At 60.1% G+C, this 16,622-nt stretch carries 2 protein-coding genes; both read right to left on the minus strand.

Annotation, left to right across the window (positions count from 1 at the left end):
- Positions 1-70 precede the first annotated feature (70 nt).
- Positions 71-15,145: a carbohydrate-binding protein gene (locus tag MRBLMR1_RS09535; RefSeq protein ID WP_500064226.1), complete on the minus strand. Its 15,075-nt coding sequence runs from the start codon at positions 15,143-15,145 to the stop codon at positions 71-73.
- Positions 15,146-15,604: 459 nt separating this feature from the next.
- A complete protein-coding gene (locus MRBLMR1_RS09540; RefSeq protein ID WP_500064228.1) occupies positions 15,605-16,384 on the minus strand; it encodes a LuxR C-terminal-related transcriptional regulator in 780 nt (259 codons plus the stop codon).
- Between the last annotated feature and the right edge of the window lie 238 nt (positions 16,385-16,622).

Raw genomic sequence — 16,622 nt, forward strand, 5'->3', positions numbered from 1 at the left:
GGTTTTCATCCCGGCCATTCCCCCTTGATTGGCGGCGGCGCCCTTCAGCAGGCGCCGTCGCCCGATCCCGTCAGATGACGATGTCGTAGCCCTGCAGGTGGTTCTGCTCCTGCTCTTCGAGCGGCGTCGTGCCGAGATCCGTGATCTCCGGGGCGGGCGGCGTGTCGTCGATGGCGGAGGTCTCGCCATCCAGACCGAGGCTCATCAATGTCATCGCGGATGCACCTGCCGGTTCCAGCGAGAAGGACGAGAAGTCCTGCGAGCCGCCGTTGAAGGTCAGGCGCACGACCGTGGTACCCGCATCGAGCGCGACGCTGACGGTTTCGGTGTCCTGGAAGTTCGACCAAGTTCCGGTTCTGGGCGTCGCGACCGTCACCGTGTCGACTGCCGAGCCGTTGGTAAAGGTGGCCGTCACGCTGCGGTTCGGGCCGCCGGTTTCGCCAAGCGACATGGACAGGTTGAAGTCGTAAGTACCGGCCTCTGTCACGTTGATCGTGTATTCCAGCCATTCGCCGTTGGCGATCCAGCCCACGTCGCCGCTGCTGGTTATCTCGACCGACGAACCTGCGCGGCCACCATTGGTGCCACCCTGAAGGCCAGCGGCATCATTGTAAGCGACGCCTTGACCGCCATTGTCATACTCGACGCCGTCGAAGACGAGACCCGCATCGCCGAGTGCCGGAGCCACACCACCGAAGGGCTGCTGGCTGGCCGGCGCCGTCAGCGTGAAGGATGCCAGATCCAGCACGTAGCCGTTGGAAGCGAGCGGACCGTTGAAAGTCAACCGCAGCGTCTGCACACCTGCACCAAGATTGATCGATATCGGCGCACTCTGGGCAAAGGCGGCGCTGTCGAAATTCGAACCGCCCGCGTGGCCATCGGCAAGGGTGACCGTGCCGAGCTGGGCCTGGCCATTGAGGGAGACGCCGATCGTGGCGCCGGCAACCGGCGTCTTGGCGTTGGCCGAGAAGGTGTAGGTCCCGGCTGTCGGCACATTGATCGTGTACTCCACCCACTCGCCCGGCTTAACATGGCCAATGTCGAGACCCGCACCGACCAGCTCGACACCGCGCCCCGGCCGGAAGGTCGGGTTGCTCGTCGGATTGTCGAGGCCAGCATTGTCATTCCAGGAAATCCCCTGGCCGCCATTGTCGAAGTTTGTGGCGTCGACGGTCAGCACCCCGTTGGTGAAGGTCGGGGCGGCTCCCGGATATGGCGTCTGCTGGTTGACCGGTGCCGTCAGCTTGAACGAAGCCAGATCCAACACATAGCCGTTCGATGCAAGCGGACCATTAAAGGTAAGCCTGAGCGTCTGCACGCCCGCGCCGAGGTTGATCGAGATCGGCGCACTGTCGGCGAAAGCCGCATTGCCGAAGTTCGATCCGCCTGCATGACCGTCTGCCAGCGTGACTGTTCCAAGCTGCGTCTGGCCGTTCAGCGAGACGGAAATGGTGGCCCCGGTCACCGGTGTCTTGGCATTGGCCGAGAAGGTGTAGGTTCCGGCCGTCGGCACATTTATCGTGTACTCCACCCACTCGCCCGGCTTCACATGGCCGATATCGAGGCCCGAGCCGACCAATTCGACATCACGGCCCGGCCGGAAGGTCGGGTTGCTTGTCGGGTTGTCGAGGCCTGTATTGTCGTTCCAGGAAATACCCTGGCCGCCATTGTCGAAGTTCGTCGCGTCGACTGTCAGCACGCCATTGGTGAAGCTCGGAGCCGTGCCGCCATAAGGTGTCTGCGGTCCGGTCGGCGGAGGCGTGGTCGTGTCAAAGAAGTTGACCGTGCCGTCATTGTCCGCATCAAGCCGCAGCGCATCGTTGATGCCGTCACCATTGGCGTCATTGGCAGCCGTCAGGACATGCGGCTTGACGTTCTTGATGATGAACATGTGGTCGTTGTAGTCGTAATTTCCAGCGCCCGGATAATCCTGGATGGCGATATAGGTGCCGGGAATGACGTTGCCGTCGGCATCGAGCGCCTCGAAGAAGCGGATCAGATGACCCTGGTCCTCGCCGACGAGCTGGCCGAAATTCGGATCGATCTTGTTGGCTTCCGGGTCGGTCCACGAGGCGTAGGTCGGGCGGCCATCGACCGAGATGAACAGACCGAAGGGCGTGTTCTGGTTGATCACGCCGCGGGCGACGGATGCACCGGCACCGTTTCCCGTCACCAGTTGATCCGGGAGAACCGTCTGGCCCTGCTGGTCGTCATTGGCGAAGAGATTGGTCACGGCGCTCGATCCGACCTGGTGATAACCGAGGCGAGCGACATTGCCCTGCTGCAGGAAGGCCGCCATCTGGATGACCTCGACGCTCTTGGACGGGTCGAGCTTTTGCAGATAGGGCATCAGCACTTCGTCGCCGATCCTTTCCACCTTGCCGCCATTGGCAAGCTGGCCCTGCGCGATATCGGTCGAGTAACCAAATGCCTCGACAATCTGGGCGACAGTCGGCTCGGAATTGTTTTCGGAAAACTCCTGCGCCAGCCCGGCAAGCCGGATGACCTGCGCACCATCGTAATCGTTGGAGTTGATCGTCAGCGTCGCTTTGTAGAGATCCGCACCGGCAGTATTGCCGGCATGGGTACCCTTGAAGCGGACGGTGACCTGAACGGAGGCGCCGGCGGCAACGCTCGTCGGAACCGTGCCGACAAATTCGAAGGCCGAAGTATCCGACAGGACAAGGCTCGTCAGTGTCAGCGCGGTAAAGCCATCATTGGTGATGGTGAACGTCGCCTCGTTGCGGAAAGTCTGCGCGGCATTCACCGGCTGGTCGATATTGGTGAAGACCAGACGGTCGTCTGCTGCGGCATCATCGAGACTGGAAATGACCATATCCGCACCGAAACCGACCGGCTGGACGCCCTCGATGACGAAGAGGTTGTCGTTATAATCGTAGTTGATGCCGGTATAGTCCATGATGCCGAGATAGACATTCGGGATCACGTTGCCATTGGCGTCGAGCGCCTGGAACATTTTCACGGTATGCCCCTGCTGAGCGCCGGGTACGATGACCCCACCTGTCGGGTTGAGACGCGGGTCGGTCGAAAGGCCGGCCACGGTTATCCCGAAGATTTCGTTGCCCGCCCAGCCGTCAGGTATATCGTTGTTGGTGAAGTTGCGGGTGGCAAAGGTGTTGTCATTGCCGGCATTGGGCAGAAGCCGCTGGTTGTCGTTGCCTTCGTGGTTCCAGAAGGTCGTGCCCTGCCCCTTGTTGCCAGGATTGTGGATGCCGATCGTCGCGCCGCCAGGGCCGTGGAATGCCGCGATCTGGGTGATCTTCGCGGTTGTCACGCCATCGGCGAGCTTCCAGTACGGCGACAGCACTTCCGTCTCATCGGTCTTGGCAAAGACGTCGTCGGTAGAGAGAACCGAGTTCTCGCCGCCGCCCTGCAGCCTCAACCCCTCGATGACATTACCGAAGCCGAAGATCTTCCAGATCTCGTTGACATTGGGTTCCTGGCCACCCTCGTCGCGTGCCTGCCAGAAACCGGCAAGTTTTATGTTTGCGACAGGGCTGTCCTGATCATTGGTGATGAGTTTCAACTGGCCTTCAAAGACGGTCGAGGTCGCATCGACATTGGTGGTCGGCGGCGTATAGGCCGCACGATTGAAGACAACCGTCACATCAAGGAAGGAGCCGGGCGCGATCGTGGCGCCGTTGAGCGCATTCGGGTTCTGCAACACGAACGGGCCGGTGAGCTGGTAGTCGCTGATGGTCAGCGGCTCGGTGCCGGTATTGCTCAACCGCACCGTACCGGTATCCTTGAAGTCGCGCGGCGCGCCGGGTTCCACGGCATCCGGGTCCTCGATATAGGAGAAATGCAGCCGGTCGTCGAAATAGGCGGCATCGAGGCTCTGCACCGCGATATCGGCATTCGGATTGCCCGGCGCCGGCTGGATATCGAGATAGTCGAGACCGTTGGCACCCGGTGCGTTCGAGACGATGCGCAGCTGGTAGTTCTCACCGGCTTCGAGCGCCAGATAGACGGACTCCTCCCCTGCTGTGCCTGCGCCCGGGAAGGCGCTGATATCCACTTCGACGCCATTGAGGAACCACTTCAGCGACTGGCCATTGACTGCGTTGGCATTGGCCGCGACATCCAGCTTGTAGGTGCCATCCGCATCGACGGTGAAGTAGAAGTCGACGGTGCTGCCGTTGACGGTATGCGCCGAGCCATCGGTCGCCTCAAGCTCTATGCGGCCGGAGCCGTCGATCTCGGCGTAATCCGGTTCGAAGATGGCGACCGCATCCTTGGTGACCCGGATGTAGTCGATGTTCGGACCGACACCGCCCGGCGCTTTCAGGGTAATAACGTTTGTGCCGGCAGACAGGTCAAGTGTGACCGACTGCGGCCCCCAGACGGTTTCCCCGGCATTCGAGTTGGCGGCAAAAGGTAGCGTCTGGACCGCGACACCATTCACGAGAATAGTCATCGGGCGCGCGGCCTTTCCCGCACCAAGCGCATAGAGGATATCGAGGCCGTAGCTGCCGCTGGTGCCTGTCGAGATCGTCCAGCTGACCGACTGGTCGGCTGTGCCGACATAGTCGACAAAGGCGCCGCCGGACTGGTTGCGGTTTTCCGTGATGATCGCCGCACCGCCGAGATCACCCTTTTCCGCCTCGTATTTCACATAGGTCGTGCCGTCGACGACCATTTCGCCATCATTGGGAACGGCATTTCCTTCGCTCGCCACCAGCACTTCCAGCTGGTCGATATTCGGGCCGGTACTGGAGACGGAGCGTAGCGTCACCGTATTGGCGCCTGCCGCCAGAACGACCGGGATTTCGATCATCTGCCAGTGGTTCCAGGGGTCCGAACCATCGGTCACCGACGTCGGTGCAAAGGACTGGACCTTGATGATCGTGCCGTTGATTTCAAGCTGCAATGGCCGGTCCGTCGTGCCGCCATTGGCATACCGGAAGCGCAGGATGGCATTGCCGGCCTGATCCGACGGAACCGAGAAATTGAAGCTGATGAAATCGGCATTGGTGGACCCGAAGTCGGCATAACCGCCCGGAATTCCATCATTGCTGTTGGTATTCCCGTCCGTGCCGTAAGCACCCGGACGCAGGCCGTTCACCGTACCGGCGACAGTGCCGGGTTCGATATTGGACGCATCGCGGATCTGGATCTGCGGTGCGGTCCCGTTCGGCACGACGACGGAGGTGCCGTCATTCGGTGTCCTGTCTTCGGCCTGAATGGTGGTGAGAAGCACGAAATCCTCACCGGAAGGCTCTTCGCCCGGCACGAAATTCAGGCTCACGGTCTTGCTGTTGAGCGCGTCGTCCGTGACTTCGAGGCTGGCAGTCACCGGCCCCGAGGTTGTTCCGAGATCGATGGTGAACTGCTTCTGCGCATTGACGGTAATCGTCTGCTTCGGCCCGCCATCGAAGGAAATGCGGATCGCCGTGATATCGTCGTCTAGACCATCGATGCGGAAGATCGCGGCTTCAGGATCGGTAACGTCGACGGCGACGAGGGCGAGATTGTTGCCCTCGTCGGCCGTCAGATCCTGCGTAACGCCACCGGGCGCCGGGGTAAGCAGGATCAGCTGGCTCGCACCCGTGCTGCGGTTCAGCGTCATCAGGTAGAGCTGGCCGGTCACGGGGTTTTCGATGATGTCGAGCGGATCGATATAATCGTCGATGACCGAACCGTCGGGACGACGCAGCACGTCGTCGTCGATGATATTGCCCTGGGCATCGACACGGATGTAGCGGACGTTATCGCCGGTCGAGAACTGGGCGAAGAGGACCGCACCCTTGAGGTTGGAACCGAAGGCTCCACCGGTATATTCAATCGCGCCGTTCGGTGACTGGTTGTAGCCAAGATTGTAGACGCCATCGATATCATAGTCGGCATCGGGCTGGACGCCGGTCTGGTATCCATCCGTATTGCTGTTGCCGTCATTGCCGCCGACAACCTCGTTCAGATCTCGGCCACCCGTCGGGTTGCCACCATTGAGGATATACTGGTCACGCAGAACGTTGGGATGGCCGTAATAGCCACCCTCGTCGATGTTGAAGAAATAGTCGTACTGTTTCGGCGAGTTGGCGATCGTCGTGTCGAGGCCCGGCTGGGTCGGATCGGTCGGCGTCTTGCCGCCCGAAGCGGTGCCGTTGGTCGGCACGTAGAGATTGCCGTTCGAATGCCAGACAAGGTCGTAGGCATTGCGCACGCCGGTGGCATAGATGCTCAGCACGGCATCCGGGGCGAACGGATTGTAGAATGTCGAATGGGTGCCGTTCGCATTGAAGCTCGCAGCCGGCGACTGATAGCTCGGGTTTCCGGCGACACTGGGCTCGGTCTGTACGTTGAACCCGCCGGCCGGCGCATCGCGCGTCGGATCTATCTCGAGAATTGCCGCATTAAGCAGGCGTTCTGGACGGTTCCCCCACGCGCCGTCGGCAGCGCCAGCCGCGGAGTTGGATCCCTGGCTGAGATAGAGGAGATATTCCGGCTCGCCGTTGCTCGCAGTGTAATCGGGGTTACGGCGGAACTCCAGGCTGTTGGTCAGGTGGTCGCCACCTGAGCGCGGCAGGCCGGTGATATAAGTTTCCGCCGTCGAATTCTCGAAGACCTCGCTGAGCGTAACCTTGCTGACCCGGCCGGAGAATTCCGGCGTGTCGAACGCCTTGGATTCACGCGGGATCGGCGCGTTGTCGGAAATCCAGATCGTATTGGGATCTTCAGGATCGAAGACGAAGCCGACAATGCCGCGGCGTTCGCCTCCCGGTGCTTCAAGATAGCTGAGCGACAGCGTTTCCTGCGAGGCCTTGTCGATCGTCCCGTTAGGATTGACGTCCCAGCGATGGATTTCACCGGTGATGGTGGCGACATAAAGCTTGCCGTCAGGGCCGAACTCGATCGACGTATAACCGAAGGAGCCATCGGCAAAGCCGTTGAGAATGACGTCGGTCGAGAAGGCGACCTCGCGCGGCACGTCTTCCGGCGCGGTCCCCGTGACGAACGTGGTCGTCAGGTCCTGGAACTGCCTGAGCGGGCCGTTCGGATCGGTGATCGATCCGAGGTCCATCACGTCCTGAACCTTCAGCGTATAGCTGGTATTCTCCTTCAGATCCTGAAGCGGGCGGATGTTGAGCGTATCTGCCCCACCACTGATCTGGATCGCAACCGGCACTTCGATGCCGGTGAGTGTCTCGATCAGCGTAATATTGTCGGTATGGGTGATGTTCGGCCCTCGATTGCCTTCCGCCTGCAGGTTGATGCCGACGACGAAGGTCGAGGTTGGATCGATGCCGGTCGGCAATTCGCCATCCGGACCGATCGCGATCGAGACCTGGCCGTCTTCCAGCGAGGCAGCGACAGGGGCGACGAAGTAGGAGAAATCCTTGTCGGCGCTTCGGCCATCGCCCGGCGTGAGGTCGGGAATGCGCTCGACTTCGAGATACTGGATTTCGGTGTTGACGCCGCCGATCGAGTCCATCGTCAGCCTGCCGTCCGTTACCGTCACCACAGCTGTGACCAGCGTCGAGCGGAAACCGCCGCCGTTCTGGCTGCCGTTGATCGGGTTTGCCGGCGTCCACTCAGGCAAGACATTCACGCCTTCGAGGTTGATGATGTAGTTGGAATCGAAGGCTCCTGCCGTATCGCCGACCGACATCGTCACCTGATAGGTGCCGTTTTCGAGTGCCATTTCCCAGGCGCGTGCACCGGCGGCTCCGGCACCCGGATATTCGAAATGGGCGTAGGTCTTCTGCAGGCTGGACGCGCCGGAAACGGTGTCCTTGTACCAATGGGCATTTGCCGGTTGGGCGGATGCGATCGTGCCGTTGGCGGTTCCGTCGGCAACGCTTGCCTCGGTCACCCAGCCATAGGAGAAGCCGTTTCCGCGGTTGCCATATGCGGCACCGGTATCGGCAAGATAACCCGTCGGGGTCTGATATCCTGTCGGCAGGCCCTGCGTCGTCTGGCCTGGTGCCGGTTCAAAGTTGATCTTCACCACCGGCTCGAAGCGGATGAGATCGCGGGTTTCTCCTGGCCCCTCGTCTCCCTCGCGGCTGATCGTGACATTGTCGATATTCGGACCGTTGGTTGTCGTGTTGGCAATCGAAATGGCGTTGACGCCGGCGTCAAGCTCGATGTCGTAGGTAACCTCCACCCAGTTCGCCCAACCCTGGTCACCGGTGCCGCCGGTCGGGATGGTCGAGTTCATCGATATGGTCTGGTTCTCTCCGTTGATCGACAGCACCATCGGGCGATCCGTCGTGCCACCATTGGCATAGCGGATCGTCAGCTGATAGGTGCCCGCCTGATCGACGGTGACGTTGAAGCCGGCCTTGTCGCCAACCTCTCCGCCCATGTCGAGATAACCGCTGCCCTCATAGCCGGGACGCAGGCCGTTGCTGTCATAGGTCAGTCCGGGCCCGCTATTGCCGGCATTCGCTCCACCTTCCTTGTTGGTGGGCGTGCGATAAACGGTGTCGGCCGGCGTCGAGGCGTTCGCCTCGATATCCGTGATCGTGAATGTCTCGCCTTCGATTGTAACAGAGAACGGCTCGGTCGGGTTCTGCGGGCCTTCGCCATCCAGATATTCGAAAGTTGCCTGGTCGATATTGGGGCCACCGACCGCGCCGGCCGGAATTTCGAGGCGAATAGTATTAGCCCCAGCCGTCAGCGTCACCTCGACGCTTTTCTCGATCCAGGAATTCCAGCCCGTTGCGGCGGAGCCGGTGCCGGTGACCGGCCCTGGAACGAAGGAAACGGAGCCTTCGCTCTCGCCATTGACAGCCATGACAAGCGGACGATCCGTCGTGGCTCCGTTGGCATAACGGAATGTGACAAGGTAGGTGCCTGCTGCCGTCGCGTTTACGTTGAAAGTGATCGCATCGCCCGGATTGGAGCCGAAATCGATATAGGCACCGCCATTCGCGCCGGGACGATAATTGCCCGTTGCATCCAGACGGGTGGCATTGACCTCGCGGGTGAGAGACGTGTCGCTGTCGCCTGTTCCGGTATCGTTGACGGTGACCTTCGTTTCGTCTTCCGCCTGAATGGTGAGCGGCGCGACGACAACCGGACCGGCGATCGTGATATTCATCTGCGACTGCGCTACGTTACCCGCAGCATCGGTGACATAGGCGATCGCCGCGTAATTGCCCGATGCAAGCGCCGAACCGTCGACCGCATAATCGCCGTCGGCATCAGGATTGACCGTAACACGCGTCACGCCACCATCGAAGCTCATCTCCACCTTGACGATATCGTCGTCGATACCGGCAAGGTTGAAGTTGATGGAGTCGGCACCGGCGCCGCTCAAGGGTCCCTGCGGGCCGGAGAGGAACAACGGGATTTCGTCCGCATCAGCCGATGTATCGCCGGTCGAGGGCACATTGCCGGTAATCTCGATGGAATCGAGGTTAGGACCGGTCGTGGCACCCGGCGGGATGGCGAGCGAGAACGTATTGGTCCCCGCCTGCAGCGCCACCGTAACCGTCTGGAACGACCAGTTGTTGAAGCCTTCCGCCGGGCCGGACGTATTGGTGCCGGTGGCGACGAAGGGCAGAGATTGCGCCGTGCCGCCATTGACGACGAGATTGAGCGGGCGGGCGCTATTGCTGGCATAACGGATGCTGAACGTGTAGGTGCCGGCTGCCGGCACATCGACACTGTAGTTCAGGCGATCGCCCGCCGTGTCGCCGTAATCGACATAGCCGGTTCCGGAGAAGCCTGGACGCAGGCCATTGACGAGGCCCACGGTACCGGGGGATTCCTGGTTGCTTGGGTCGCGGATGGTCGTGATCGTCGTGTTCGAACCATTGTCCAGCAGCGTGATCGAGCCGGCTTCCGCCTGGATCGTGGTCGAGAACGGCACCAGGATCACCGGTTCGCCTACCGTGACTGAGAAGGTCACCGGTGCACTCGAAAGCTCACCATCGCTGGCGGCAACCGAAATGGCATAGGTACCGGCGGCCACATTGGTCGCGACGGTCAGCACGCCACCGGCAACGCTGATACCGGTCGGCAGCGCAGAGCCGTTGGCAAGGGTTGCGACATAGCTGACGCTGTCGCCCGCATCCGGATCGGTAGCGCCGAGTGCCGTTGCAAGGTTGATCGTTGTCCCCTCGCCGGCATCCAGCACGACATCGGCGATATCGGCTCCCACCACGAGCTTCGGGGCTTCGTTGACGTCACCGACATTGATCGCCAGGTTCGTGGTGGTCGAAAGACCCTGGGTGTCGGTTGCCTTGACGGAGACGGTTACGGTCTCCTGCGCCTCGTGATCGAGGCTTACGCCATCGGCGAGACGGATCGTGTTGCCTTCGATGGTGAAGCGCGTATCCGTCGTCGTGTAGACGATCGCGGCGCTGTTGCCATCCGGATCGGTGGCCGAAAGCGTGCCGATGATGCCCGCGACGACATTTTCGTTGATCGAGCCACCCGTCAGTGTCACAGCGCCTGGTGCCTGCTGCACCGGCCCGGTGGTCGGGGTGAAGGTCAGCTTGTCGATACGCAGGTGCTCGCCGCTATCCGACTGGCCGGAAAGCTGCGCGATGGTTGTATTATTGATGAAGACCGGATTGGTGAAGGTGATGGTCTTCAGGTTACCGGCCTGCGCGGCATTGCCACGCGTCGCCGACGGATTGTCGAACGTGCCGTTATTGTCGAAGCTCAGATTGCTCGCCAGAACCGTTTCGCCGATTTTCAGGGAGAAGGTGGCGCTGCCGTCTGTCTCATCGAAGACGCTGATGGTGACGGTGTACCAGCCTTCGGTCACGCCGTTCTGCGATAGAACGGTGGTGACATTGGCAGACTGGTTGGCATTGGTGCGGATCAACTGGCCGCCGGAAGCGGCGGGTGCAGCCGAGAGATAGAAGCCGGTCGCCGAGCCCAGACCGGTAAACGCTTCCGCTTCGACGACGAAGCTTGTCTCGCCTGTGGCCTCACCGCCGATCAGGAACGGAACCTGGATTTCCGCACGCAGGCCGGAAGGATCGGTCGCGACAACGGTAAAGAAGCCCTCGCCCGGCTGCGTCGGTGTACCGACAATGACACCCTGCGCATTGAGGCTGAGGCCGGGCGGAAGGTCTTCGACGGAGAAGGTCAGCTGATCGCCGTCGACATCGGAAAACGCATCGCTGAAGGACGAGATGTCGATTGATACCTCGTCTCCCGTCATCGCTTCCATCGGCTCGAACTGGATCGACGTGTCGGCGACCGGTGCATCGTTGATGTCGGCAACAGTCAGGACGAAATCGCTGCTGGTCGAACCACCACGGCCGTCTGTCGCGACAACGGTAACCGTATAGCTTCCCGGCAGTGCCGCGATCGGGCCTGAGAGAACCCCGTCCTCGAAGACGAGGCCGGCAAAACCCTGGGCGGGAACACCCAGCGCAGTCTTCACGTCCAGCGTATAGGTCAGCGTATCGCCATCCGCATCGACGAAGGGAAGGTCGACTTCGAGCAAACCGCGCTCGTTGATGCTCATGTCGGCAAAACCACCGCCGACAATGCCGGGAACGGTATTTTCCGGTTCGATCTCGGCAAGCTGCACGTTGGAGAAGCTGACCGAGCCGAGGCCGTTGCTGGCCTGGTCATCGTCGGCGATGAACACCAGCGAACTGATCGTCTTGCCCGCATGGGCCGAAAGATCGATGGTGACCGTAATAATCTGGCCGGGTGTTCCGGCCGAGCCGTTGCGCAGGTCGATGAAGGAAGGCTGGTTGTGGTTGCCGGCGATCTGGTAGATCGACTTGTCGCTCGCCTCGAAAGGCAGCTCGTCGTTGTCGAAACCGATAGCGATGATTTCCGATAGCGAACTCCCGATAGTGACCTTCAAGGTCAGCTGGGTGTTGTCGGTGATCGTGTAGCTTTCTCCGAGCAACGCGCGTTTCCAGAAATTCCCGTTAAGGGTGAGCGTATTGCCGCCATCGGCAATGACGCCGCCGGGACCGCTGTCCTGCGCGCTGTAGGGCGTCAGGCCGGCCTGGTTGAAGACGAGTGACTGCGGATCAGCCGGTTCGACCGGCTGATCCGGCGCGTCGGTCACGCCGAAGGTGAAGGTTTGCGTGGTCGTGAGCACCCCATCGGTGGCGCTGACGACGATCTGGACAGACGGTTCTGCGACAAAGTCGAAGCTGGCGCCCGGTGCGACGATCAGCTGGCCGCCATTGATCAAGAAACGTGCGTCGCTGACCGCATAGGACAGCACGTCGCCATCCGGGTCGGATCCGCCGACCGTGCCCAGCACAGTGCCCTGCGCCACGTTTTCCACGAACGTGTTTGCGCCCGTAAACGAAATGCCGGTCGGCGCTTCGTTGATATCGGCGATCGTGACAGTGATGGCCTGTGTGGCGGTGGTCTGTCCGTCGCCGACGGTCACGGTGGCGGAATAGACACCATCGCCATCCGCATCGTTCGGGCTTTCGAAATCGGGCGCTGCGATCAGCGACAGGTTGCCATTGGTATCGATGGTGAACCTGTTCGCATCGGCACCGGAGAGCGCATATTGCAGCAGGTCTCCATCGTCGTCGGAGGCGCTGATCTGGCCGACAGCAAGGCTGTTCTCGTTGATGACGAAGCCCGGTTCGCTGGAGATTTCCGGCGCCGCATTGGTGGGATCGACAGGGTCGACCGGCTCGGGAGCAACGGTGATGCTGACCGTGATCGGGGTCGAACTGAGCGTACCGTCAGAACCGACAATCTCCACCGAATAAGAGCCCGGATCGACACTTGCAGCAATCGCGAGCTTGCCCGCAACGATCGAAAAGCCGTCCGGCAGCTCTTCGGCATTGGCGATGACGAGCGAGACATCGTCGCCATCCACATCGTCGGTCGTCAATGGAAGCTCGATGACATGCGCACTGCCTGCGACCACGTTCTGCGGGGCGACGCTGCCAAACAGCAGCGGTGTATCATTCACCGAAGCAACCGTGACGGTAACGGTGGACGTATCGCTCAGGCCGTCCTGATCGGTCACCGTGTAGCTGATCGATGCCGAGCCATGAAAGTCGGCAGCCGGTGTGAAGGTGATGACGGTGCCAAGAACCGAGACGGTGCCTTGTTCTGCCGGCACCGTTGCGATGATGGTGAGCGTATCATCTTCGGCGTCGGAAATCAGTTCCGCAACGTCGATCGTGATCGACGTGTCCTCGACGCCTTCAACCGTCAGGTCGAGCGCAATCGGAGCGGTATTTTCGACCGGCGTCGGATCGGCTTCCAAAAGCTTGATGACGAACTTGTCGATATTGGGACCGGTCGTGACGCCGGCGCCGCTGAGGATCAGTCTGTTGGAGCCGGCCTCAAGATGCACCGTGACGGTTTCGACTGACCAGCCTTCCCAGCCCTGACCGATACCGGTGGCACCGGCCGGGGCTGTCTGGACATTGGTGGGAAGATCGGTCGGGCGCGCCCTCACCGCATTGGCCTGTGTGGAGGCGAAGTTGAGCGTGTGTAGCGGATCGCCTGCGACCGCGTCGCTATAAAGCTTCAACGGCCGGTTTGTTGTGCCGCCGTTGGCATAGGTGACCATGAACGAATAGGTGCCGGAAACGGGAACGTCGAATGTCATCGACACCTGCGCAGCGGCACTCTGCGCCCAGTCGAGATAGGATTCGCCTTCAGCGCCAAATCGGAAGATTTCGCTCGCAGGCGTGTTTGACAGATTGATCGGCCGATTTATCGCGCCGTTGGAATTGTTGCCGACCTGGGTCACAAGGCTTTCCGCCTGGATCACGATCATGTTCGGATCGGCATTGCGGATTTCCAGATAGTCGATATTCGGCCCCGAAAAGCCGTTCGCCGTCAGGCGGATCGTGTTTTCTCCGGCCTGCAGCAGAACGCGGGTCCCGCTCTCCGAAAAGGTGGCGTTGTTTGTCGTGCCATTGAAGTCGAAGACGCGATCCCAAAGCTGGCCATTCACGTCGAGACGCATCGGACGGGTGGTAACGGTCGAGGAAAACGCATAACCGAAACCAATGTCGTAGAAACCCGCCTGGCCAACGGAGAATGTCCATTGGATATACTGGCCGTTGCCGATATTGTTATTGGTCCCGACGCCGGCGAAATCGACATAGGCGTCGCCATCGGCCGCGTCCGCATTCGGAATATCGGTCGCGCCCGCTGTGTCCTTATGAACGACATTCGGATTGGTGGTCACGTTGCCACCGGAATTGCCGAGCGTGGCGACTTCAGCCTGAATGCGTAAGGGCATGGCTGTTACGACCGGCGGCTCAATCACCGGTTCGACTGGTGGCTCCACCGACGGCTCGACCACTTCCTCAACCACGTTCTCCGAAGGTTCGTCTGCGACCAGAGCCGGGTTGTCTACCGAAGGCTCTACCGTGACCAACGCAGCTACGGAGCGGTTAACCGCCTGTCCTCCGATCTCGATCGGCGCAACATACGAAACGGGACCGCCCTCGCGGCCGGAAGAAGAGATATCACCGGCGCCGATAAAGCGGAAATCGCGCCCGCTCGTTTCCGGTATTGCAGCGGAAGCCAAATCAGCCGGCGCAGCTTGCGGTACGGTACCGGTCGTCAGGTTCGCCTTGCCATCCGGTGTTGCAGACGCCTCTTCCTGGGTTTCGTTCGATGCATTGGCGGTGGCAGACAAAGGTGTCGCTGCAAGACTTGCAACCTCTTCGGCCCGTGGCGCAGGCGGCGTATCGTCAGGGGCAGCACCAACCCTCGGCTTTTCCTCCGTCGCGTGCTGGACACTGGGGCTCAGCGCCAGCGCAACCGCGCCGACGGCGGCAATGTTCAACCCGGCAAGAGCTGCCGATGTCAGGAGCGAACGGCCGGACTTGCCGCCACTGGCAGGGCCCAGGTTGCTGACGCTGGCAATTTCCGCACCGGCATTGTTGAGCGACGAGAAGGTCAGGACATGCATGCCCTCTGCAAGATCGATATGAAGGACCCTGTTGGAGAAGGTCGTCCAAGAGCCGGTCGGCTCAAACTCGATGACTTCCGGCACCTGGCCACCGACGGACAATGTCGATCGAAGAGGTGCGTTACGGCCATTGGAAAAGGCGATCAGGATTTCCTGTAGGCCACCGACTGACACGTCGAGAAGAAAGCCTTTGGCCCCGGCTGCCTCGCCGACAGTTACCCCCAGCGGGGATGTCAGCTCAGCAACGGAAGTCACGATGATTTTGCCGGATTTGCTTTCGTTATCCATGATCGCCCCCAAAAGGAAGAGCGCTGATATCGCGCTCGAAGTGCTCCGACAGCCCGTGATTGTCCGGGCTTGTCCCCACCCCGCAGTGTGCTTGAGGCGATTGCGATCACAAACATCCCAAAAGGCCGAAGCGCTTGGTCAATTGAGGTAAACGAATGATTAACGACTAAACAAAACGCGCAGCCCCCTACCCGAAACGCCAATTTCTGAATGAAACCGGCAAAGCGCCACTTGCAATCGCAGTGGGGCAAAAGAGAGCATCTATTGAGCTGAAGCGGCAGGCTCGCCAAGGATGGGGCTATCTGGAGACCTTTGAGACGCCGCAAGCGCGGAACCGAAGCCGACGGCAAGAGCAGGATCCTGTTCACGTCTTGAATTCGAAGAACCATAATCCAAACGGGATAAGACAGATGGGATGGTTGTCCCGCAATCGCGCCGAGCGGCGCGGGAAACGCATGCTCAGGCGATAATCGATGCCTGGAGTAGGAGCGTTTGGGTGAATTCGGGCATGAATGTTCGTAGATTGACGGCAACAAAGCCGCAAATAGCCGACATTACGGTTGTTGCCGGCCGGAAGAGATCCGAGCCAACCTGAATGCCCTTGTGACCCACGGCATAAAGCGCCGCTTGGGTGCGATTCTGCATTCCGAGCTTTTTCAGGATGGCCCGAACATGGACGCGAACGGTGCTTTCTGTGATATCCAGTTTTCGGCCGATAACCTTGTTGCTCGCACCCTTCGAAATCAGTCCGAGCACAGCATGTTCGCGATCTGTAAAAGAGCATCCCTCAAGGGCCCGGGCATTCATGTCGTCGTTAAGGCCGGAGTGTCCCAAGCCCGCAACGGCAACCGTCGGCAATAGCGTGATCCCATGACGAACGATGCGCGCAGCAAGCGCTATTTCCTGCAGCGAGGCACCATCAGGCAGCAACGCGCCCACTTTGCCGATGATTGATCGATACTCGTCGACACTTTGGTTTGCCCGCATCAAGACGATAATGTGCGATGTGTCGACGGCGTCGTTGTCACGATTGAGTTGCGCAACCAGTTCTTTCGGATTGACCGCGTCGATGATGACGACAGTGTCGTCCCAGTCGATTACCAGGTCCGCCACGCTTGAGAAGGAAGGAGAGTGTGAGACCTGCGCAAACTCAGTTCTTATGGCTTGCGCCATGGCACAAGCAACGATCGTGCTGTCACTCACAAGAAATACTGAAACACGCATATTCCTTCTCCCCAACACACTAATAAAGGAAATAAAAAAATAATCTACACTTTAATTCCCAGGTGTCGAAAAAGGTTATTTTGGAAAAACGCTAAGCATCTATACTTCGTCGATTATTCAAGCATTGACAGCAAAATATTCATGAACAGATGGAGTGCGTGCCTTACTCTCTAATGAGCTGCTGATGGTAACAATTATCAATCAGCAGGCATCACTTTCGATACTTCGACATAGAAGTTCGGTCTCTGTAAAA

The sequence above is a fragment of the Neorhizobium sp. LMR1-1-1.1 genome (assembly GCF_040675795.1).
In the GTDB taxonomy this organism is placed as follows: domain Bacteria; phylum Pseudomonadota; class Alphaproteobacteria; order Rhizobiales; family Rhizobiaceae; genus Neorhizobium; species Neorhizobium cellulosilyticum.